The following is a 21,611-nucleotide window of genomic DNA, read 5'->3' on the forward strand; positions in this document are numbered from 1 at the left end:
GACAGGATGCACAAACGAATCGCGGCGGTCGTCCTCGGCTGTCTGCTGCTGCTGGCCGGCGGGCTTCCCGCCTACGCCCTCCCGCAAATGTCGTACACGATCGATCCCATGTACGGGTACCGCATTCCGATTCCGCTGACCTACACGGTCGACACCGTCGTGCTGGACGTCGGCGAGCCGGGCCTGAACAAGCCGAACGACCTGTTCATCGACGGCAGCGGCAACCTCTACGTCGCGGATACGGACAACAACCGGATCGTCAAGCTGAGCGGCGACGGGAAGGTGCTCGGCATCTTCGGCAAGGAGCAGGGCGTCAAGCTGAACAAGCCGAACGGCATCTTCGTCGACGAGACGGGCGATATGTTCGTCGCGGATACGGGCAGCGGGAAGGTCATCCACCTCGGGCCGGACGGGAAGCTGATCGAGGAGTTCGTCAAACCGGAATCGAGCCTGCTGAGCCCGGACCTGGAGTTCGCCCCGGACAAGGTCATTCTCGACCGCCGCGGCTACATCTACGTGCTGAACAAGAACGACTTCAGCGGCTTCATGATGATCGACGCGATGAACCGGTTCCGCGGCTACATCGGCGCGAACCGCGTCCCGTTCGACTGGAAGAAGCTGCTGATCCGGGTGCTGGCGACGCCGGAGCAGCGGGAGCAGCTGAACAACGCGGTGCCGCCGCAAAACGCGAATCTGACGCTCGACGAGAAGGGGTTCATCTACACCCCGACCGTGCTCATCGACGCGGACCAGATCAAGAAGTTCAACGCCATGGGCGAGAACATCTACAAGAAGGCCGCCTTCGGCCAGTCGTCCATCGAGAGCGGGACGCTGGAGCAGCCGTATTTCGTCGATCTGGCGGTCGATCAATTCGGCGTCATCAACGCGCTCGACGCGATGTCCCGCAAGATCTACCAGTACGACCAGGAGGGCAACCTGCTGGCCGTGTTCGGGGGCCAGGGCGACGTGAAGAGCCGGTTCGAATACCCGATCAGCATCGTGACCGACAAGACGGGCAAGGTATACGTGCTGGATCGGGACCGGGGCAATATCCAGATCTTCAAGCCGACGCGCTTCGCGGATCTCATTCATCAGGCCAGCCAGCTGCATTACAACGGCCGGTACCAGGAGGCGCTCGGGCCGTGGAAGCAGGTGCTCGCGATCGACGAGAACTATCCGCTCGCGCACCGCGGCGTGGCGAAGGCGCTGATGAAGGAAGAGAAGTGGAAGGACGCGATGAAGGAATTCAAGCTGGGCGAGGATCAGGACGGTTATTCCAAGGCGTTCGCCGAGTACCGGCATGAGATGATGCGCAAGTACCTGGGATGGCTGATCGTCGCCGCGGCGCTGATCGTGTACGCGGCCTACCTGCTGGTCAAAGGGCTGATCCGCGTCACGAACACCGTCATAAGGAGGTACGGCTATTGAACAAGACGGCGGCGGCGAAAGCGCCCGGGCTGCACGCGGTGCGGCTCGGCATCGCCATTCTCTTCCATCCCGCGGACGGCTTCGAGGAACTGCAGAAGACGCGCAATCTGATCGCGGCGTGCGTCATTATCCTGCTGACGCTGGCCGTCCGGATCGTGACGATCTACATGACGAGCTTCCACATGACGTCCCTGCAGCCCGAGAACGCGGACCTGAACCTGGAAATCATCCGTTTCGTGGTGCCGCTCGTGTCCGGCGTCATCGCGTGCTACCTGATCACGGCCATCATGGACGGCGAGGCGCACTTCAGCCAAATCTTCACGGCGATGTCGTACGCGCTCATTCCTTACGTCGTGTTCTCGATCCCGCTCGCCGCGCTCTCGACGATCATGTCGCGGGGCGAGCTCGGGCTGTACAACAGCATCAGTACGATCATCTGGGCGTGGGTCGCCCTCTTGATCTTCATTCAGCTGAAGGTGCTGAACGACTACACCTTCAAGAAGTCGGTCGGGGTCATGCTGCTCACCATCGTCGCCTTCCTGATCTTCTGGGGCACGGTGGGGCTGACGTTCGCCCTGACGAACCATGTGCTGCAATTCGTGCGCGAGGTCATCGTAGAGGCCCGCTATCTCTTGGAGAACTGAGGAGGGGAACCCATGTCGACGAAAGCCAAACGCTGGCTCTATTACGCGACCGTCGCCGTCGTTCTCGCCGGGCTCGTTCTCCTGGCGCTGCCTTCCATCCAGCGGGCCGTGACCCGGGCGCAGCAGGAGTTGAAGCCGGCGACGGCGGACGCGGCCGAAGCGACGGACGACGCGGAGGCGGGCGGCGATGCCGCGGATGCGGCGCCGCCGGCGGACGCGCCGTCCGGCGACGCGCAGGCGCCGAACCAGGATCCGTACGAGAAGGTCGCGGAGACCGACCGCCTCGAGCTGATGTTCCGCGCTTCGGACTCCGCCATCGCGGTCAAGGATAAGCGCAACGGCCACCTCTGGAAATCGGCGGTTCCGCTGGGCGAGGTGAACGCCGAAGGCAACGAGCTGTGGACGGCGAGCAGCCAATCGATCTTCCACCTGACCTTCACGGATCCCCGTCTGCCGGCGCTCGAGACGCAGGAGACGAACTCCGCGCTGGAGAAGCCCAAGATGAAGGCGACGCCGCTGGAAGACGGAGTGTCGGTGAGCTACGAGCTGGAACGGCTCGGCATCGGCTTCGAGATGCAATTCCGGCTGAAGGACGACGCCCTCGAAGTGACGGTGCCGGGGCAGTCGGTGAAGGAATCCGAGAACAACTGGCTGATGGCGATCTCGCCGCTGCCGTTCTTCGGCGCCGCGACGGATCACGACAAAGGCTATTCGGTCTATCCGGACGGCTCCGGGGCGCTGTCGACGTTCAAGACCATTCACCCCGAATACTTGAATCCGTACCGGGCGAGCGTGTACGGGCCGGATATGATCAATTTCAACAGCTTCAGCCGGGACATGAACGCCATGCTGCCGATCTTCGGGCAGAAGGTGGGCGACAACGCCTTCCTCGGCATGATCACGAAGGGCGAGTACGACGCGCGGATTCTGTTCTCGCCGAGCGGCTATCTGATCAACCTGAACCGCGTCGCCTCGGAGCTCGTGTACCGCCGGGAGTACGAAGCGGTCAAGAAGGACGGCAACCTGGCGAAGAAGCCGGAGAAGAACCTGCTCCGCGAAGACCATACGGTCCGCTACGTCTTCCTGAGCGGGGACGACGCGGATTACGGGCACATGGCCGCCGCGTACCGGAATTACCTCGTGAACGAGGAAGGCGTCCAGCCGCGGATCAAGAAGGGCGATCCCGTTCCGTTCGGGCTGGATCTGCTGATGGGCATCAAGGAGAACCGGATCCTGTTCGACCGGTTCATCGCGACGACGAACTACGACGAAGCGAAGGGGATCATGGAGGAACTCCGCAAGCAGGGCGTCGGCGCGATCTCCGCGAACCTGCTCGGCTGGACGGACAAAGGCTACCTGGCCTACCCGTCCGGGAACGAGCCGTCTTCGAAGCTCGGCGGCATGAGCGGGCTGAAGGCGCTGGGCGACTACGCGAAGAAGCAGGGCATTCAGCTGTACCTGCAGGACGACTACGTGGATGCCTTTAAAGGCGTCGACGGGTTCTCCACGCGGGGCGACGTCGTCGTCGGGGCGAACCATTTCGCCGCGACCGACCGGTACAGCGAGACGTTCCTTCTGAGCGCCGGCAAGCAGAACCGGCATTTCCAGTCCAACGTGCTGGATCCGCTGGGCAAGCTGCCGATCTCCGGGATCAACTTCGACGGCATCGGCTACCAGGATTACTACGATTACAACAAGGATTATCCGTCGACGCGGGAAGGGACGGCCGCGCATTGGACGGAGATGATGGCGAAGTCCGCGAAGCAGTTCGGCGGCGCGGCCTCGATCGGCGGCAACGGCTACACCTTGAAATACTCGTCGCGCCTGTTCGGCATTCCGATGGAGGACAGCGGCTACTTCTTCACCGACGAGACGATCCCGCTGTACCAGATGGTCGTGCACGGGCTCATCCCGTATTCCGGGGACCCGCAGAACCTGTTCTACGATCCGCAGCTGCAATATCTCAAGATGGTGGAATACGGCTACATGCCGTATTACCAATTCACGATGAACAATGCCGATGATTTGAAGGACACGTATTACAGCGATCTGTTCAGCTCCGACTACAAGAGCTGGGCGCCGCAGGCGATCGAGCGGTACAAGGAAATGAACGAGAAGCTGCGGACGGTTTGGTCGCAAGCGATGACGTCGCACCGGAAGCTGGCGAAGGACCTGTACGAGGTCGGTTACGAGGACGGCACCCGCGTCATCGTCAACTACGCGTCCGCCGAGGCCCGCACGGAGGACGGCAACGTCGTGCCGGGCAAAAACTTCATCGTCGTGCCGAAGGGAGGGTAAGCCGTGAGAGGCAAAGGAATCGGGCTCGAGCGCAAGAAAATGCTCGCGGGTTACGTCTATATCGCGCCGTGGGCGCTCGGCTTCGCGCTGTTCATGCTGTATCCGCTCGTGTATTCCCTGTGGCTCAGCTTCCACGAGGTCGAGGGCGTCGGCGATTTTCAGCTGAAAGCCGTGGGCTGGGGCAACTTCAACAACGCGTTCGTGCTGGACACGAAGTTCATCCCGCTGTTCATCTCGGTCATCCAGGACGCGCTGATCAACACGCCGCTCATTCTCGTGTTCTCGCTGATCATCTCGATCCTGCTGAACCATAACATCCGCGGACGGGCGTTCTTCCGCGCCGCGTTCTTCCTGCCGGTGCTGATCGGCTCGGGCCTTGCGATGCAGCAGCTGCTGTACGCCGGAGTCGGGAAGGATACGCTGGTCAACGGCATCGGCGTCCCCGACGAGGTGTTCCTCTACATGGGCCCGACGTTCTCGCAGATCGTCTTCGACATGCTGAGCCGGCTGACGATCATCTTCTGGAAGACCGGCGTGCAGATCCTGCTCTTCCTGGCCGGCCTGCAGGGCATCTCGGTCTCGCTGTACGAGTCGGCGAGATGCGACGGGGCGACGGAATGGGAGATGTTCTGGAAGATCACGCTCCCGCTCATGACGCCGATCATCCTGCTCAATACCGTTTATACGTTCGTGGATTCCTTCACGGACATCAACAACCGGATGATGGTGTACATCAAGGACACCGCCTTCACCAACATCCAGATGGGCTATGCCTCGAGCATGGGCTGGATCTACTTCCTGTTCATCTTCCTGCTGCTCGTGCTCGTCTTCGTGTCGACCCGGCGCTTGATCGTCTACACGGGTGAAAAATAAGCCGCAAGGAGGTGCCCCAGCATGAAGTCGATCCCCGTAGCGAAGACGAAGACGGCCTCGACCGCGCGCGTGGCCGTGCCGGAGAAGACCCGCGGCAGGGCCGCGGCGATCCGGAACAGCGTGCTCGTCAGCCGGTTCGGCAGCAAGAGCCGCTGGATCGGATTCATCTACCGCCTGTTCGTCTACCTGATTCTGATCGACCTGGCGTTCGTCTTTTTGTATCCGTTCATTTACATGGTCACGACCTCGCTCAAGCAGCCCGCGGATTTGATGGATTTCACGATCAAATGGATTCCGACGAGCCTCGCCTGGGAAAATTTCTATTACGGCATGCAAGGGCTCCAGTTCTGGACGCACTTCAAAAGCTCGGCGCTGATCGCCGTCCTGAGCGTGATCGGGCAGGTGCTGTCCTGCTCGTTCATCGCCTACGGCTTCTCGCGGATCAAGTTTCCGGGACGCGAGACGCTGTTCGTGCTCTGCATGTTCACGATGATCGTGCCGCCGCAGACGATCATCGTGCCGCTGTTCATGCAGTACAAGACGATCGGCTGGATCGACAGCGTGCTGCCGCTCATCATCCCGTCCTTCTTCGGCAACGGGCTGCGCGGGGCGCTCTTCATCTTCATCTTCCGCCAGCTGTTCCGCGGCTTGCCGTGGGAGCTGGAGGACGCCGCGCGGGTGGACGGCTGCGGCAGCTTCCGCGTCTACTGGAAGATCATCCTGCCGCTGACGCCGCCGGCCATCGTCGTCACGACGCTGCTGTCGCTCGTGTGGCACTGGAACGACTACTTCGAGCCGTCGATCTACCTGACGAGCGAGGAGAAATTCACGCTCCCGATGATGCTGCCGCGGCTCTACCAGTCGCTGGACCAGCTGACGGGCAGCAAATTCGAGGTATTCAGCCTGCCGGTGGTCATGGCCGCCACGTTCGTCTCGCTCGTGCCGATGCTGCTCGTGTATTTGTTCCTGCAGCGGTATTTCATTCAAGGCGTGGAGCGCTCCGGCTTGGTGGAATAAGAAGGTTACGTTCAGCTTCGCGAAAGACCGCCGCCGCCCGCGGCGGTTTTTGCGTAGCGGGCCATGCGCGGCAGGAAAGGCCGCGGAGCCGGCGAATACTCCACGGAGAACGAAATGCCGCGCCGCCAGGGAGGAAAGCGGCACAAGGCGGCGCAAGGCGGCGAGAGGAGGAGCATGCGCATGGATCGATCCGGAATCGAGGCCCGGTACGCGGAGGCGCTGGAAGCCTTCGTGCGGAAGGTCCGGGACGACGAGCAGGTCATCGCGGCGATACTGCTCGGAAGTCTCTCTTACGACCGGGTATGGGAGAAGTCCGATATCGACATGAAGCTGATCGTGCACGATCAGAAGTTAACGCGGTCCTTTATGTGCTTCACCGAGAACGGCATCGCCATTAACGCGGGCATCCAGACCCGCGACGAATTCAAACGGTGGGTGGAGAAATCGGCGTCCGCCTCGTTCGAGCATTCCTATCTGCTGCGGGGGAAGATCCTGTTCACGAAGGATCCGTCGCTGGAGGCCGTCTTCGCGACTATCCGCCACGTCGGCGAGCGGGACCGGCAGCATCGGCTGCTGCAGCTGGGCTGCTTCGCGCTCGGCGGGCTCGCGAAAGCGGAGAAGTGGCTGTACGTCAAGGAAGACGCGTTGTACAGCGCGTTCTGGATGATCAAGCTGATCGACACGCTCGCCCAAATCGAAGTCGTCCGGCACGGCGAGGTGCCGATGCGCGAGGCCGTGCAGCAGGCGTCCGCGCTGAATCCGGCTTTCTTCCGGGACGTATACGAGGGGCTCGTCGGCGGATCCGTGGACCCTGCGAAAGCGCGGACGGCGCTCGATCGGATCGTCCGGTTCGTGGAGGAGCGGGAGTTGGAGCTCTTCCGCCCGGTGCTCGATTATTTGAGGCAGGAGCGGGATGTCCGGTCGCTCTCCGAGATGGCGGACAAGCTGGGGACGGTCGTCCGGCTGGACGCGGCAACGCTGGAGCCGGCCTGCCGCTGGCTCGCGGAGCGCGGGCATCTGGCGCCGTTCCCCGCCGAAGCGAAGGCGACGCCCAAGAGCAGGGTGCGCTTGGAAGAACCGGCTTACATGCTCGAAGATGCGGACGGGAACGTCCGGTAAAGGAGCGGCTGCTGCGCGATGAAAACGAAGATCGAAGTAAGAGGCGCCCGGCAAAACAATTTGAAGAACATCGACGTCGACATTCCCCGCGATCAACTGACGGTCATTACGGGCGTCAGCGGCTCCGGCAAGTCGTCGCTCGCCTTTGAAGTCATCTACGGCGAAGGGCAGCGCCGCTTCCTCGAATCGCTGTCCACGTTCGCCAAGAGCCGGATGAGCCAGCTGAAGAAGCCGGACGTCGATTTCGTGTTCGGCTTGTCGCCGGTCATCGCGATCGAGCAGAAGAAGGGCAGCGCGAACCCGCGCTCCACGGTGGGGACGATGACGGACGTGTACGATTTTCTCCGTCTGCTGTTCGCGTCGTCGGGCGAAGCGCATTGTCCCTTCTGCGGGCATCCGATCGCGGCGAAGACGGTGCAGCAGATGATCGACCACGTGCTGACCTTGCCCGCGGGGACGGAGCTCGAGGTGCTCGCGCCCGTCTTCAAGCTGTACGACGAAGATTACGCGACGCTGTTCGACGAGATCCGGGGCAAGGGCTTCCGCTACGTGCGCATCGACGGCGAGACCCGCAACCTGAGCGACCCGATCGAGCTGGACGAGGAGACGGAGTACCGGATGGAGGTCATCGTCGATCAAGTCGTCGTCGCGCCGTCGCTCTTCAAGTCGCTGGCCAAAACGATCGAGAACAGCCTGGAGCTGGTCGGCGAAGGCTTCATCCGGTTCGAAATCGCGCGCCCGGGCGACGGCAAGCCGGCCGACATGGACGCGTTCTACCGGGACTTCGGCTGTCCGGCCCATCATCTCGCGATCGGCGAGCTGCATCCGTCGTACTTCTCCTTCAACGACCCGGGCAGCGCGTGCCGGACCTGCGGCGGAATCGGGACCTACATGCGGACCGAGAAGCGGTTCCTGGTCAAGAGCCCGGAGAAGAGCGTCGCCAAGGGCGCGCTCGATCACAACCTCTACGGTCCGAGCACGAAGAAATCGTATCGCGGCATGCTGTTCCACAGCTTGTTCCTGCACTACGGGCAAAGCATGGACACGCCGTTTTGCGAGCTGCCGGAGGACTTCGTCGACCGGTTGTTCCACGGGACCCGGGGCGAATCGTTTCCGATCGTCGTGACGGACGATCATCCGCGCCATGCCCATAGCCAGGCCGGCAAGCTTCGAAAATACGGCGGACTCGTGCACGAGGTGAACCGGTGGTACAAGCAGCACGTGACGCGGCGCGGCGGCAGCGGCCTCGGGGACAACGACTTCTTCAAGCGGGTGATGGCGGAGCACGCGTGTCCGGACTGCGACGGGAAGAAGCTGAAGCCCCAACGGTTCTGCGTCCGCATCGGCGGCAGGGATATCCACGAGCTGTGCAGCGTGCCGCTGAAGGAGCTGCAGGCCTTGCTGGCCGAGGCCGCGTTTCCGGAAGCGAAGCGGCAGGCAGCCGGGCAAATCGTCGCCGAAATCCGTTCGAGGCTGGGCCTGCTGATCGACATCGGACTCGAATACTTGAACTTGGGCCGCCGCTCCGATACGATCTCGGGCGGCGAGGCGCAGCGCATCCGCCTGTCCACGCAGATCAGCTCCGGCCTCATGGGGATGCTCTACGTGCTGGACGAGCCGAGCATCGGGCTGCACGCCCGGGACGGCAGGCGGATCGTGCAGACGCTCCAGAAGCTGCGCGATATCGGCAACACGATCATCGTCGTGGAGCATGATATCGAAACCATGCTCAGCGCGGACCATATTATCGAGATCGGGCCGGGACCCGGCGAGCGGGGCGGGCGCGTCATCGCGCAGGGCACGGCGGCGCAGCTGCGGCAAGCGGGCGATTCGCTGACCGGCGCCTTCCTGTCCGGCGCCCGGCGAATCGAGGTGCCTTCCGGCAGGCGCGCGCTCTCGGGCCCGTCCCTCCGCATCCTGGGCGCGCGAGCGAACAATCTGCGCCATGTCAGCGTCGACATCCCGCTCGGCGTCATGACCTGCGTCACCGGCGTATCCGGCTCCGGCAAGAGCACGCTCATCAACGAAGTGCTGTTCAAGCAGCTGTCGGCCCGGTTTTACGACCACCGCATCGTGCCGGGCGAGCACGACGCGATCGAAGGCGCCGAGCACCTGACGGGCGTCATCAACATCGATCAATCGCCGATCGGCCGGAGCGCGCGCTCCAATCCGGCGACGTACGCCGGGTTCTTCGACCGGATCCGCGAGCTCTTCGCGGACACGGAGGAGGCCGCCGCGCGCGGCATCGGCAAGTCCGAATTCAGCTTCAACCAGAAGAGCGGCCGGTGCGAGCATTGCCAGGGCGAAGGCGTCGTCACGACGCCGCTGCAATTCATGCCCGACGTCGAAGCGGTGTGCCCGTCCTGCAAAGGGGCGCGGTTCAACGGCGAGGTGCTGGAGGTCGCGCTGCGCGGGAAGAACATCGCGCAGGTGCTCGACATGAGCATCGAAGAGGCGGCGTCCTTCTTCGGCGACCAGCCGCTCGTCGTGCACAAATTGAACGTGCTGCTCCAGCTGGGGCTGGGGTACCTCAAGCTCGGCCAATCGTCCGCGACGCTCTCGGGCGGCGAGGCGCAGCGGATCAAGCTGGCGACCGAGATCGGCAAGCTGAAGCGCGGCTCGCATAACCTGTATATCCTCGACGAGCCGACGACCGGCTTGCATCTGCACGATATCCAGAAGCTGATCGACTGCCTGAACCAGCTGGTGGACAACGGCCATTCGGTCCTGGTCATCGAGCATCATCTGGACGTCGTCAAAGTCGCCGATTACGTCATCGACATGGGGCCGGACGGCGGCAGGGACGGCGGCACGGTCGTCGCGCAGGGGACGCCGGAGCAGGTGGCGGCGTCGGACGCGTCGCATACGGGGACGTTTTTGAGGGCCGTGCTGGCCGCGGACAACCGGTATTGGACGGAGCCGCTCGCGCGGACGAACGCTTGAATGGTGGAATCGAAGGGTTAAATTAAACGGGTTAAAGCTAGAATGAATGCCGGAAAAGCTAGAATCAAAGCTAATATCAAACCAGTAAGCGGAAAAGGAGCCCCGCGTGTTTGCGGGGCTCCTTTATTTTGCGTTTAGGGCTTCTCGCCCGACGCATCCGAGAGGCGAAGCCGGCGCTTGGGCCGGCGAGCACGGCGCGAATTGCATCGGTTCACGGCAGGGTGGCCGGCATGCGCCGGACCGGCGGCCCGGCTGCATCGGCAGCCGGACCGTAAAGGCGCTGCCTTCGCCGGGCGCGCTCGCCACGGCGATCGACTTCGTGATCGCGAGGCCGAGGCCGGAGCCGCCGTACTTGCGGGCGCGCGAGGCGTCGCTGCGGTAGAACCGCTCGAACAGGCGGGGCAGGTGTTCCGCGCCGATGCCCGCGCCGTTGTCGCGCACGGCGAGCTCGGCTGCGGCATGCTGAACAGCTATCTGCTGAACCGCAGCTGGACGTTTCGCTCGCGCGCCGGCATGCTGATTCAATTACGCGGGCAGCCGATTCTGGGTCTTCGGCGCCCGCGGCCCGATTACCGGAGCAAAGGAGCGAGATGCCTCATGACCCCTCCATCGGCGACTAGATCGGCTACATGAAGGCGATCATCGAGATCGGCCTGCAGCGGGAGGAACTGCGAGACGCGCTGCTCCCGTACCTCCTCGAGCTGGCGGGCGAGCGGCGGGCGGTGACGGGATAGCGTTTTCAACTTTGGCAGATCGTCCGTGTTTTTCCGCGTATCGTCCAAGAAGGCCCGCGCGCTTCGGGTGTACAGTGAAGGTATCCGAACGCAAAGGGGATTGAGGGACATGTTGAGAGCGAATCGACGGCTGACCGCCGAGCAGGTGGCGTTTTACCGGGAAAACGGCTTCGTGCAAATCGACGACGTGCTGTCGCCGGAGGAGCTGGCGGAGCTGCGGCAATACATGGACGAGACGATGTACGGCGAAGGCGGGCGCGGCGTGCAGACCGACAAGGCCGGCGGCGCGTATTACAAGGTGCTGAACCAGCGCGTCAACACATGGCGCGATCACGGCGGCATGGCGCGGTTCGTGCTCGGCGAGCGGTTCGCCGATCTCGGCAAGCAGCTGACAGGCTTCGCGGGCGTGCGGCTCTTCCACGACCACGCGCTGCTCAAGATGCCGGGCGACTCCAAGTCGACGCCGTGGCACCAAGACCGGCCGTACTGGCCGATGAACGAGATGAAGCCGCAAAACGCGTTCTCGATTTGGGTCGCGCTCGACGACGTCGACGAGCATAACGGCTGCATGATGTTCGTGCCGAAATCGCAGCGCATCCGCAACCTGAAAGGCGTCAGCCTGGTGACGCCGGAGGACATTTTCGAGCAGGAGGGCGCGAAGGACGTCGTCGACCGCAACACCGCGGTCATCTGCCGGATGAAAGCGGGCAGCTGCACGTTCCACGACGGCATGACGTTTCATTACGCGCATGCCAACATGACGGACCGTCCGCGCCGGGCGCTCGCGATCGTCTTCATGGAAGACGGCACGACGTACAGCGGCGCGGGCCACGTTATCACGGACGGTCTCGGGCTCGAGGCCGGCGCGAAGCTGCAGGGCGGTTTGATGCCGAAGCTGGCGTAATCCGCGGCTGTCGGCGCGGGGCTGCGGCCCGCGGATGTGAAGGGAACGGACCGGTCCTTGGGGACGGTCCGTTTTTGCGTTTGGCGGCTGCGCGGCGGGGGCGAGGAGCGGCTGACGGGTGCGCGCGCGGGCGGCGTGGCAGGGCGCGTGCGGGTGTGCGTGCGGGCGTGGCAGGGAGCGTGCGAATTTGCGTGCAGGTGCGGGTGTGCGTGCGCACGCTCGGCTGGGACGCGGCGCGGAGCCAGGCGAGCCGCGGAGGTGCCGGCACCTACAGCCGCTTCACCATCCGCCGGTAATCGCTCCCGCCGATGCGCAGCATGCCGTCCTCGACGTAGCCGCCGCGCGCATAGATGCCGTACGCCCGCTCGTTGTCCGCCTCCACGATGAGCGCCGTGCGGCCGAAGCCGAGCTCCGCCGCCCGCCGTTCGGCGACTTCCATCAGCGTCTTCGCGACGCCTTGGCCGCGGAAGGCTTCCGCCACCGCCAGCGCGTCCAAATAGTACTCGCCGTCCCGCGCTTCCCGGACGATGACGCGCTCGGCGTCCCCGAAGTCGCGCCGCATTCGCGCCAGGTACGGCTCGTCCAGCCGCCCGGCATCGTCGCCGGGGTACGCGACGAGCATGCCGGCCACCTGCCCGTCCCGCTCCGCCACGAGCACATGCCCGTAGCTGATCCGGTTGCCTGGCCGCTTGAAAAAATCGGCCAGCCGCTCCGCCGCGTCCGCTTCGTCCGAAGCGCCCGTCAGCCAATAGGCGATCGTCCCGATCGCGTCCAGCAGCAGCGGGATAACTTGCGGCGCATCGTCGGCCGTCGCGATTCGCGTGCTCATAGGCAACCCTCCGTTTCCGCAATTTACCGCTATTATGGCTGATCGGAGGCGGTTCCATCCGGCGCTCCGATCTCCTCGCGCGATAAGTTTAACGATACCCAATCGGAATGGCATTGTCGACGTACGAAGAAAATACGCTAAAAGGCAGGCGCGAAATTTTCATGCGGAGGGATGCGGACATGGAATGGTACTTGAAGGTGCTGCAAAATTACGTCGGCTTCACGGGACGGGCCAGACGCAAGGAACCGGCTGCTCGCGGGCCTGTACTCGCTGGCCGTTCTCCTGCCGACGCTCGCGGTCACGGTCCGGCGGCTTCACGATACCGGCCGTTCGGGCTGGTGGTATTTCATCATCCTCATCCCGTTCGTCGGCGCGATCGTCCTGCTCGTCTTCGTCTGCCTCGACGGCGAGCCGGGCGACAACCGGTATGGTCCGAATCCGAAATACGAGTAAAAGCAGGCGAATAGGATCAGACAGCCGAGCGGCCTTTGGGCCCGAGGGAATCGGCAAAAAAGCGGAGCAGCCAAGACGGCGGCTCCGCTTTTTTTTTTGCGCCGAGCGCCAGGCTTGGCTTGGCGCAGGCATAAGACGGGCGCGTCCGGCTCGGCCATGCGCCTCGGCCCCGCGCCCAGCCCCGCTTCAGCGCGTCAATCGCGCCCCGCCATGTACAGCAGCTCGGCGATCTTCTTCGGCTCCGTCTTGAAATACGTCATATGGTCGGCATTGCCTACGATAAGCCGGAACTGGCCGAGCCGGCTCGACATGTGCGGATGCCAGCCGTAGCCTTCGCCTTGGGGCAGCACGTTGTCCTGGTACAAGTAGACGTAGCTCTTCGGCGTTTGCAGCTCGTAGAACTTCTTCAGATCGAGCTTCTCGAACAGCGGTCCGGCCGGCTCCGGCTTGATGCCGGCGTAGAGCTTCTGCGCGAGTTCGAGCGGCGCCAGGTTGACGAAGGCGTCCCGGAAGAACGGGAACGGCAGCATGATCGTGTTGTTGCCCGATTGCTCCGCGAGCCCGCTGAAGAACGCTTTGCCTTGGGGCGGCAGTTCGTCCGCGAGGCTGGAGCCGTCCTTCGCGACGAAGCCGTCGATGAACACGATCCGCTTCAGCCGGTCCGGCACGTACTCCGCCGCCTTCTGCACGACGGAACCGCCGAAGCTGTGGCCGACGAGCACGACGTCGCGCAGGTCATGGTTCTGGATGTAGTCGGCGACGGCCTTCGACATCATGGCATGGGTCGCGGTCGTGTTTTTGTAATCGGCTCCGTGGCCGGGGTATTCGGGAGCGTAGACGGTGTGGCCCTGCTTGCGGAGCTCGGCGGCGACGCCGTCCCAGAAGCCGGCGTCCGCCCAGGAGCCGTGAACGAGGACGAAGGTGAGCGGCTGCGCTTTTTGGCGCATGCCGGGATCGTTATGGGCGGCCCACTGCGTGGCGGGCGTGACATAGTAGAACGTCGCCGGCGGCTGGACGTTGCCGTACGAGCCGTACGAGCCGTTTCTCCCGTAAGGGCCGTAGCTGGCGTAATGCGTCGCGCCGTTCGGGCTGGACAAATAAAACGTCATGGCATTCGATGTTCCTTTCCGTCGTTTGGATACTTTACTATACGCCCGGCACGGCGGGCGCGTGACCCGCCCGGCGCAATTTCGGCGGCGCGGTCCCGGGCCGCCGCGCGGGCATGCGCCCAGGCCCGGCTCGCCGCGTCCGGCCGGCGCGCGCCCGGTTCGTCCTCCGCGGGCCGGGCCGCCGTCCATGGCCAGCAAACGTCACCCGCGGGCAAACGTCAACAATTGATAGACGATGGTTTTCATAGAGTCGGGTTCATCGACCAGTACGAGCTATCTGTCTCGGACGTATAAATACAGTACATCCTTGCTGTAGATCGCCTCCCGGCGGCACGAATCTATGAAAACCGCATCGTCTCCCGCGGCTCCCGATTTCCGGTAGGAGCGGCAACGCCACAGCACAGGATCCTACATCCCCCATGGAAAGAGAGGTGGAGACATGCATGATTTAATGGTCCTCACGACGGTATGCGCCTTCTTGTTGACCATTGGGTTCATCTTCTGGCGGCCCAACGTGAACGAGGCGATCCCGGCCTCGATCGGGGCGGCGTTCGTGCTGCTGAGCGGCAGCGTCTCGCTGTCCGATCTCGGAAGCATTCTCGAAACGATCGGCGGCGCGGCGATCACGATCATGGCGACCATCGTCATGGCCATCGTGCTCGAGAGCTTCGGGTTCTTCTACTGGGCGGCGGACCTGCTGGCGAAGAAGGCGAACGGCTCCGGCATCCGGCTGTTCTGGCTGACGAACCTGTTCTGCTTCCTCATGACGCTGTTCGTCAACAACGACGGAAGCATCCTCATCACGACGCCGATTCTGCTGATGCTGCTGAAGAACATGGGGCTGAAGCCCCATCAGAAAATACCGTACCTCATCTCCGGCGCCATCATCGCCACGGCGTCGAGCGCCCCGATCGGCGTGAGCAACATCGTCAACCTGATCGCGCTCAAAATCGTCCATATGAGCCTCTATATGCATACCGCGATGATGTTCGTGCCGGCATCGCTCGGTCTATGCGTGCTCGCGGGCATGCTGTACGCGATCTTCTACAAGACGCTGCCGAAGCGGATCCCGATGGCGCCCAAGCACGGCTTCATGCCGGGCAGCCACCCGCTGAAGGAGGTGTACAGCGACAACGGCAACCGGGCCAAATTCATGCGCAACGTGCTCATCTTCGTGTTCTGCGTGCGGGTCAGCCTGTTCGTCGCGTCCTACGTCGGCATTCCCGTATCGCTCATGGCGGTGATCGGATCGGCCGTGCTGCTGGCTTGGCGCTGGCTGCACCTGAAGGTTACCCCGATGGATATGCTCAAAAAAACGCCGTGGTACATTCTCGTCTTCGCGTTCGGCATGTACGTCATCATCTACGGCCTGAACAATATCGGCCTGACCGACTACCTGATCCGCGTGCTGCAGCCGATCGTCTCGAGCGGCCTGCTGAACGCCAGCGTCCTGATGGGCGCGATGCTCAGCCTGCTGTCCAACTTGTTCAACAACCATCCGGCGCTCATGGTCGGCACGCTGACCTTGACCCATATGGGCCTGGATCCGCTGACGATCAAGATCTCGTACCTCGCCAGCGTCATCGGAAGCGATATCGGGTCGCTGCTGCTGCCGATCGGCACGCTCGCGACGCTCATGTGGATGCACATCGTCAACAAGGGCGGCGTGAAAATCAGCTGGCTGCATTATTTGCGGGTCACGATCGTCGCGATTCCGGTCACGGTCGTGTTTACCTTGATCGTGCTCGCGTATTGGGTGAAGTGGCTATTCTAACTGCGAAAGGAGTGGATAAGCATGGAGACATCATTGGAGAAGTGGATCGGAAAGCAGGTGCTGGCGGACATGGCGGGCAAGCGGAGCATCGAGGGCATCGTCATCGAGGCGGGCGCCGACCTGCTCGTCATGCAAGACCGGGAGCGGTTCGTCTATATGCCGCTCGCGCACGTGCAGCGAGTGCGGGAGAGCCTCGGCGGCGGCGAAGCGGAAGCGTCGGCGCCGGCGTACGGGGGCGAGGTTGCGAGCATGGAAGGGATGTTGAAGGCGGCGGAAGGACGTTATGTCGAATTGCAGGTCGGCGGCTCCGTGCTCGAAGGGTTCGTAACGGCCGTCAAGCCGGATTACCTGCAGATCTATACGCCGCTCTATCCCGGGCTCAGCGTCGCGCTGAAGCATCTGAAGTGGCTCGTCCCGTACCCGATGGCGTACGAGCCGTATCCAAGCGCCGAGGTCGGCGCATCCGCGAAGGACGCCGCCCGCCGGCAGCGGCTCGCGGAATCGTTCCGGGGGCAGGTCAAGCTGGCGGAGGGGCGCCTCGCGCTCCTCAACGTCGGCGGGCCTGCCGAAATCGTCGGCATGGTCCGGCAAGCCGGAGGGGGCATGGTCGAAATCGGAGACGCGAACGGGGAAAGCGCGTACTACCTGCTCGACCATCTGAAGTCGCTCTACATGCCTCCCTTATAACGGCGGACGGGCGATCCGGCGCGGACGCCAAAAGACGCCGAAGCCCCGGCTTACGGCAGCGTCCCTCGCCGATGGCCGATCGTCCACCGGATTGACACGCATTTGTAACGGAACTGCAACGCCATTTTCATCTTCTTTTAATCTTCGGTCCCTATAATAAGTCTCAACCCCCTATTATATAGCAAGACTTCAGACCCGCAGCCCGTTGCCGCGGGTCTCTTTTTTTGTGCCGGGGATCAGGTCTCCCGCGACGGCGGGCACATCATCTGGATGCCGTCCGATTGGAACGGCGACGGTTCGCTCAGGCTGCTTAGCGGCACGGTCCGCTCCTCGTCGGGCTTGCCCAGCGGGTAGACGCGGGCCGTGTCGTTTTCTTCGTCGACGTGCTGGATGTAGATCGGGACCCCGTCGCAGACGACGTCGGCCATGACCGGCGATTCGGCGATTTCTTGCGCGCGCAGCTTGTTCATGCGGCGGCCTCCTTGTTCGGCGAGTTGGACTTCCCCCTCAATATGCCGCTTTCGCGGGCGGGTTTATGCATGACGCCCGAAAAAGAACGCGCGCTGGCAAAAAACGCCGTCCGCCTTCGATTGTCAACGCGAGTGAAATCTGGCATATTGAATCATGACGAACGACGCCGCGACGGGCTTAAGAGGCTTCGGCCAGCGGCGGCGAAAGGAGTTATGGCGAATGAAGCTGTTTCAGCCGGGCGGGCGCGTCCTGCCGGCCGTGCGCAAGCTGAAGGAAGTGGAAGCGCTTCTATCCGCGCCGTTCCCGGGCTTCGTGCTGCTCGGCGGCCACGTGGGCCAAATGAAGCCGATCGCGGATTTGGCCCGGGCGAACGGGAAGGACGTGCTGCTGCACGCCGATCTGATCGACGGCCTGCGCAACGACGAATACGCGGCGGAGTTTCTATGCCAGTCCGTGCGGCCGGCGGGTCTGATCTCGACGCGGGCCGGCGTCATCCAGCGGACGAAGCAGAACGGGCTGATCGCCATCCAGCGGCTGTTCCTGCTGGATTCGGACGCGTTGGAGCGCAGCTACGCGCTCGTCGAGAAGACGCAGCCGGACTACGTGGAGGTCTTGCCGGGCATCATGCCGGAAATCATCGCGGAGGTCAAGGCGCGCACCGGGGTGCCCGTCATCGCGGGCGGGCTGATCCGCACGGAGGCGCATGTCCGCCAGGCGCTGGAGGCCGGCGCCGCCGCGGTGACGACGTCGCGCCGCGAGCTGTGGGAGGCGTAACGGGCCGGCGGCGTAGGGGGCCGCGGCCGCATTGAAGGGGGAGAAACGGTGAACAACGAAGCCAACAAATTCGAGGACGGCTATATATTGGCGCTTGATCAAGGCACGACGAGCACGCGCGCGCTGCTCGTGGACCGGTCCGGCGCGATCGCGGGCATGGCGAGGGAAGAACTGCCGCTAAGCTATCCGCACCCGGGCTGGGTCGAGGCGGACGCCGCATTCATCTGGGCTTCCGCGCTTCGCGTCATGCGGCGGGTGCTCGCGGAGACGGGCGTGCCGGCGGAACGGATCGCCGGACTCGGCATCACGAACCAGCGGGAAACGACGATCGTCTGGGACCGCGAGACGGGCGAGCCGGTCTGCCCGGCGATCGTCTGGCAGTCCCGCCAGTCCGCGGACATTTGCGCGCGGCTCGCGGCGGACGGGCACGGGGACGCCGTCAGGGAGCGGACGGGGCTGCTGATCGATCCGTACTTCTCCGGCACGAAAGTCGCTTGGATTCTGGCGAACGTGGACGGCGCGCGCGAGCGGGCGGAGGCGGGCGGGCTGCTGTTCGGCACCGTCGACGCGTGGCTCGTTTGGAAGCTGACCGGCGGGGCGGCGCACGTGACGGACGCGACGAACGCCTCGCGGACGCTGATGTACAACATCTACGAGCTCGCATGGGACGACGAGCTGCTGGCGCTGCTTAAGGTGCCGAAGGCGATGCTCCCGGAGGTGCGTTCCTCGTCGGAGGTGTACGGCTACACGGAGCCTTCCCTGTTCGGCGGACGCGCGATTCCGATCGCCGGCGCGGCCGGCGACCAGCAGGCGGCCTTGTTCGGGCAAGCGTGCTTCGATACGGGCAGCGTGAAGAACACGTACGGCACCGGCTGCTTCATGCTGATGAACACCGGCGAGCGGCCGGTCAAGAGCGGCAGCGGGCTGCTGACGACGATCGCCTGGCAGGCGGACGGCCGCGTCGAGTACGCGCTCGAGGGCAGCGTCTTCGTCGCCGGCGCCGCGGTCCAGTGGCTGCGCGACGGGCTTGGCCTGATCGCCTCGGCCGCGGAAACCGCCGAGCTCGCGGCCCCGTCGGCGGAGGGCGTCTACGTGGTGCCCGCGTTCGTGGGACTGGGCACGCCGTACTGGAACAGCGACGTGCGCGGGGCGATGTTCGGCCTGACGCGCGGCACGACGAAGGCGCATCTCGTCCGGGCGGTACTGGAATCGCTCGCCTACCAGACGAAGGACGTCCTGAAGGTCATGGAAGCGGAGTCGGGCATCGCCCTCCGCGCGCTTGCCGTCGACGGCGGCGCGGTGGCGAACGATCCGCTCATGCAGTTCCAGAGCGATCTGCTCGGCGTGCCGGTCGAACGGCCGGCGGCGAACGAATCGACGGCGCTCGGCGCGGCGTTCCTGGCCGGCCTTGCCGTCGGCTATTGGAGCGGCCGCGACGAGATTCGCGCGCTGCGGCGGGTCGAGCGGACGTTCGCGCCGTCCATGGACGAGGCGCGGCGGACGGCCTTGTACGACGGCTGGCTGCGCGCGGTAAAAGCGGCCATGGCTTTTTGCGAGTAGGCGTGGTATAGTAGCGGTAAGTTAATAACGGTTGGAGACACGGAGAAACCACGAAGATTGCGGCCGGGGCGTTTAACAGCGCGCGGGCGGCGATTTTTCGTGGTTTTTTGCATGCGGCAGGCGGCCTTTCGGGTAATGATGCTTAGGGCAGGTTCGTCCGCGCGCGGGCCGAAGGTTTCCGGCGTACACTGAACAGGGGAAAGGCAGGCGTACTCATCATGACAAGGACGACGAAGAACGGACGGTTCGCGGCGGAGGACCGCACGGCCGTGTTGCGCGAGCTGCAGGAGAAGCCGCCGGAGCTGCTCGTCATCGGCGGCGGCATCACGGGGGCGGGCATCGCGCTGGACGCGGCGTCGCGCGGGCTGCGAACGGCGGTCGTGGAGATGCAGGATTTCGCGGCGGGGACGTCGAGCCGCTCGACGAAGCTGGTCCACGGCGGCCTGCGGTATTTGAAGCAGCTGGAGATCGGCGTCGTGGCCGAGGTCGGCAAGGAGCGGGCCGTCGTCTACGAGAACGGGCCGCACGTGACGACGCCGGAATGGATGCTGCTGCCGCTGTATGCCGGCGGCACGTTCGGGAAATTCTCGACGAGCATCGGCCTGCGCGTCTATGATTTCCTGGCCGGCGTCAAGCGGGGTGAACGGCGCGTCATGCTGAGCGCGCGGCAGACGCTGGATAAGGAGCCGCTGCTGAAACGCGACGGGATGAAGGGCGGAGGCTATTACGTCGAATACCGGACCGACGACGCGCGCCTTACGATCGAAGTGATGAAGAAGGCGGTCGAGCGGGGCGCCCGCGCCGTCAATTACGCCAAGGTCGAGGAGCTGAAGTACGACGCCGGCGGCAAGCTGACCGGCGCGGTCGTTCGCGACTTGATCGGCGGCGAGTCGTACACGGTCGCGGCCGACCGCATCGTGAACGCCGCCGGTCCGTGGGTCGACCGGGTGCGCGAGCTGGACGGCTCGAAGCAGGGCAAGACGCTGCGGCTGACGAAGGGCGTGCATCTCGTGTTCGACGGCGCGCGCTTCCCGCTGCGGCAAGCCGTGTATTTCGACACGCCGGACGGACGGATGGTGTTCGCGATTCCGCGCGAGGGCAAGGCGTATTTCGGCACGACGGACACCAACTATACCGGCGACACCGCGCATCCGACGATGACGGAAGCGGACCGGACGTATCTGCTCGAAGCGGCGAATTTCATGTTCCCGGATCTCGCGCTGACGACGGCCGACGTGGAGTCGAGCTGGGCGGGCCTGCGGCCGCTCATCCAGCAGGAAGGCAAATCGCCGTCGGAGATTTCGCGCCGGGACGAAATCTTCGTCTCGCCGTCCGGGCTCGTCTCCATCGCCGGCGGCAAGCTGACGGGCTACCGCAAGATGGCGGAGACGGTCGTCGACAAGGTCGCGGAGCTGATGCTGGCGGAAGGCAAGCGCAAGCTGCCGGCGAGCGGCACGAAGACGATTCCGATCTCCGGCGGCGACCTCGGCGGCTCCAGGAACTTCGAGGCGTACGTCCGCACGAAGACGGGCGAAGGGATGCGCCGCGGCTTCTCCGCGGACGAGGCCGCGTTCCTCGCCCGTCGCTACGGCGCCAACGCGCCGCGGCTGTTCGAGCTCGGGGAGGCGGCGAAGCCGTGGGCTTCGAAGCACGGGCTGCCGCTCGCCTTGGCCGTGCAGCTCCGCTACGCGATGGACGAAGAGATGGCGGCGAAGCCCGCGGACTTCCTCGTCCGCCGGAGCGGCGGCCTGTTCTTCCGCATCGCGGAGGTGCGGGCGCGGAAGGCGGCCGTCGTCGCGGCGATGGCGGACCGGCTCGGCTGGACCGCCGGGCAGCGGGAGGCGTACGCCTCGGACGTGGACCGGCTGCTGGCCGAAGCCGTGGAGCCGCAGCCGGATCTGCAGCCGCAGCCGCAGCCGGTGTGACGCCACGGGCGCGCCGAAGGCGGAATCGATCGCAACAAAGCCTCCGCACCAACACCTCGAAGGGTGCGG

General features: G+C 64.2%; 17 protein-coding genes and 2 pseudogenes. 15 read left to right on the forward strand and 4 right to left on the reverse strand.

Going from position 1 to position 21,611, the window contains the following annotated elements:
• Nucleotides 1–6: 6 nt before the first annotated feature.
• The 7 genes from BMZ79_RS22090 to uvrA all read left to right on the forward strand — a co-directional run bounded on the left by BMZ79_RS22090 (nt 7) and on the right by uvrA (nt 10,322).
• Nucleotides 7–1,428, forward strand: coding sequence for an NHL repeat-containing protein (locus tag BMZ79_RS22090; RefSeq protein ID WP_090643946.1), 1,422 nt, complete (start codon nt 7–9; stop codon nt 1,426–1,428).
• The gene (locus tag BMZ79_RS22095; RefSeq protein WP_177222269.1) at nt 1,425–2,072 is read left to right on the forward strand and encodes a Yip1 family protein; all 648 of its coding nucleotides are present in this window, start codon (nt 1,425–1,427) and stop codon (nt 2,070–2,072) included. Before BMZ79_RS22090 ends, BMZ79_RS22095 begins: the two co-directional genes overlap by 4 nt.
• Nucleotides 2,073–2,084: 12 nt before the next feature.
• Nucleotides 2,085–4,370 (forward strand): DUF5696 domain-containing protein, encoded by a 2,286-nt coding sequence (locus BMZ79_RS22100; RefSeq protein ID WP_090643951.1) that lies wholly within the window; start codon nt 2,085–2,087, stop codon nt 4,368–4,370.
• Between the two features lie 3 nt (nt 4,371–4,373).
• Nucleotides 4,374–5,243, forward strand: a complete 870-nt coding sequence (locus BMZ79_RS22105; RefSeq protein ID WP_090643954.1) for a carbohydrate ABC transporter permease — start codon at nt 4,374–4,376, stop codon at nt 5,241–5,243.
• A gap of 21 nt (nt 5,244–5,264) precedes the next feature.
• Nucleotides 5,265–6,260, forward strand: a complete 996-nt coding sequence (locus BMZ79_RS22110; protein WP_090643956.1) for a carbohydrate ABC transporter permease — start codon at nt 5,265–5,267, stop codon at nt 6,258–6,260.
• 180 nt (nt 6,261–6,440) lie between these two features.
• On the forward strand, nt 6,441–7,379 hold the full coding sequence (locus BMZ79_RS22115; protein WP_143089034.1) for a hypothetical protein: 939 nt from the start codon (nt 6,441–6,443) through the stop codon (nt 7,377–7,379).
• An 18-nt stretch (nt 7,380–7,397) separates the two neighbouring features.
• Complete coding sequence (gene uvrA, locus BMZ79_RS22120; protein WP_090643961.1) at nt 7,398–10,322, forward strand: excinuclease ABC subunit UvrA; 2,925 nt, start codon at nt 7,398–7,400, stop codon at nt 10,320–10,322.
• Nucleotides 10,323–10,580: 258 nt separating this feature from the next.
• On the opposite strand, the pseudogene BMZ79_RS35240 reads toward uvrA, so the two are convergent.
• Nucleotides 10,581–10,793: pseudogene (locus BMZ79_RS35240) on the reverse strand (ATP-binding protein); the annotation flags it as partial.
• A gap of 372 nt (nt 10,794–11,165) precedes the next feature.
• Between BMZ79_RS35240 and BMZ79_RS22130 the strand changes: the two are divergent.
• Entirely contained in the window at nt 11,166–11,960 is a 795-nt protein-coding gene (locus BMZ79_RS22130; protein WP_090643964.1) for a phytanoyl-CoA dioxygenase family protein, read from the forward strand.
• A 167-nt stretch (nt 11,961–12,127) separates the two neighbouring features.
• The gene (locus tag BMZ79_RS35245; RefSeq protein ID WP_256252969.1) at nt 12,128–12,256 is read left to right on the forward strand and encodes a hypothetical protein; all 129 of its coding nucleotides are present in this window, start codon (nt 12,128–12,130) and stop codon (nt 12,254–12,256) included.
• Here BMZ79_RS35245 and BMZ79_RS22135 read toward each other — a convergent pair.
• On the reverse strand, nt 12,229–12,789 hold the full coding sequence (locus tag BMZ79_RS22135; protein WP_177222270.1) for a GNAT family N-acetyltransferase: 561 nt from the start codon (nt 12,787–12,789) through the stop codon (nt 12,229–12,231). The genes BMZ79_RS35245 and BMZ79_RS22135 overlap by 28 nt on opposite strands.
• Before the next feature lie 179 nt (nt 12,790–12,968).
• Between BMZ79_RS22135 and BMZ79_RS22140 the strand changes: the two are divergent.
• Nucleotides 12,969–13,242: pseudogene (locus BMZ79_RS22140) on the forward strand (DUF805 domain-containing protein).
• A 194-nt stretch (nt 13,243–13,436) separates the two neighbouring features.
• Here the strand turns inward: BMZ79_RS22140 and BMZ79_RS22145 are convergent.
• Complete coding sequence (locus BMZ79_RS22145; protein WP_256252970.1) at nt 13,437–14,351, reverse strand: alpha/beta hydrolase; 915 nt, start codon at nt 14,349–14,351, stop codon at nt 13,437–13,439.
• Nucleotides 14,352–14,790: 439 nt separating this feature from the next.
• On the opposite strand from BMZ79_RS22145, the gene BMZ79_RS22150 reads away from it, so the two are divergent.
• Nucleotides 14,791–16,125, forward strand: coding sequence for an arsenic transporter (locus BMZ79_RS22150; RefSeq protein WP_090643969.1), 1,335 nt, complete (start codon nt 14,791–14,793; stop codon nt 16,123–16,125).
• A 21-nt stretch (nt 16,126–16,146) separates the two neighbouring features.
• On the forward strand, nt 16,147–16,812 hold the full coding sequence (locus BMZ79_RS22155; protein ID WP_090643972.1) for a hypothetical protein: 666 nt from the start codon (nt 16,147–16,149) through the stop codon (nt 16,810–16,812).
• Nucleotides 16,813–17,048: 236 nt separating this feature from the next.
• Here the strand turns inward: BMZ79_RS22155 and BMZ79_RS22160 are convergent, their stop codons facing one another.
• On the reverse strand, nt 17,049–17,282 hold the full coding sequence (locus BMZ79_RS22160; RefSeq protein WP_090643974.1) for an H-type small acid-soluble spore protein: 234 nt from the start codon (nt 17,280–17,282) through the stop codon (nt 17,049–17,051).
• A gap of 220 nt (nt 17,283–17,502) precedes the next feature.
• Here BMZ79_RS22160 and BMZ79_RS22165 point away from each other — a divergent pair, with 220 nt between their 5' ends.
• The 3 genes from BMZ79_RS22165 to BMZ79_RS22175 all read left to right on the forward strand — a co-directional run bounded on the left by BMZ79_RS22165 (nt 17,503) and on the right by BMZ79_RS22175 (nt 21,542).
• Nucleotides 17,503–18,057 (forward strand): glycerol-3-phosphate responsive antiterminator, encoded by a 555-nt coding sequence (locus tag BMZ79_RS22165; RefSeq protein ID WP_090643977.1) that lies wholly within the window; start codon nt 17,503–17,505, stop codon nt 18,055–18,057.
• 48 nt (nt 18,058–18,105) lie between these two features.
• Complete coding sequence (gene glpK, locus BMZ79_RS22170) at nt 18,106–19,617, forward strand: glycerol kinase GlpK (protein WP_090643980.1); 1,512 nt, start codon at nt 18,106–18,108, stop codon at nt 19,615–19,617.
• A 218-nt stretch (nt 19,618–19,835) separates the two neighbouring features.
• Nucleotides 19,836–21,542 (forward strand): glycerol-3-phosphate dehydrogenase/oxidase, encoded by a 1,707-nt coding sequence (locus BMZ79_RS22175; protein ID WP_090643982.1) that lies wholly within the window; start codon nt 19,836–19,838, stop codon nt 21,540–21,542.
• Nucleotides 21,543–21,611 lie beyond the last annotated feature (69 nt).

It is taken from the genome of Paenibacillus sp. UNC496MF, assembly GCF_900113915.1.
Lineage (GTDB): Bacteria > Bacillota > Bacilli > Paenibacillales > Paenibacillaceae > Paenibacillus_Z > Paenibacillus_Z artemisiicola.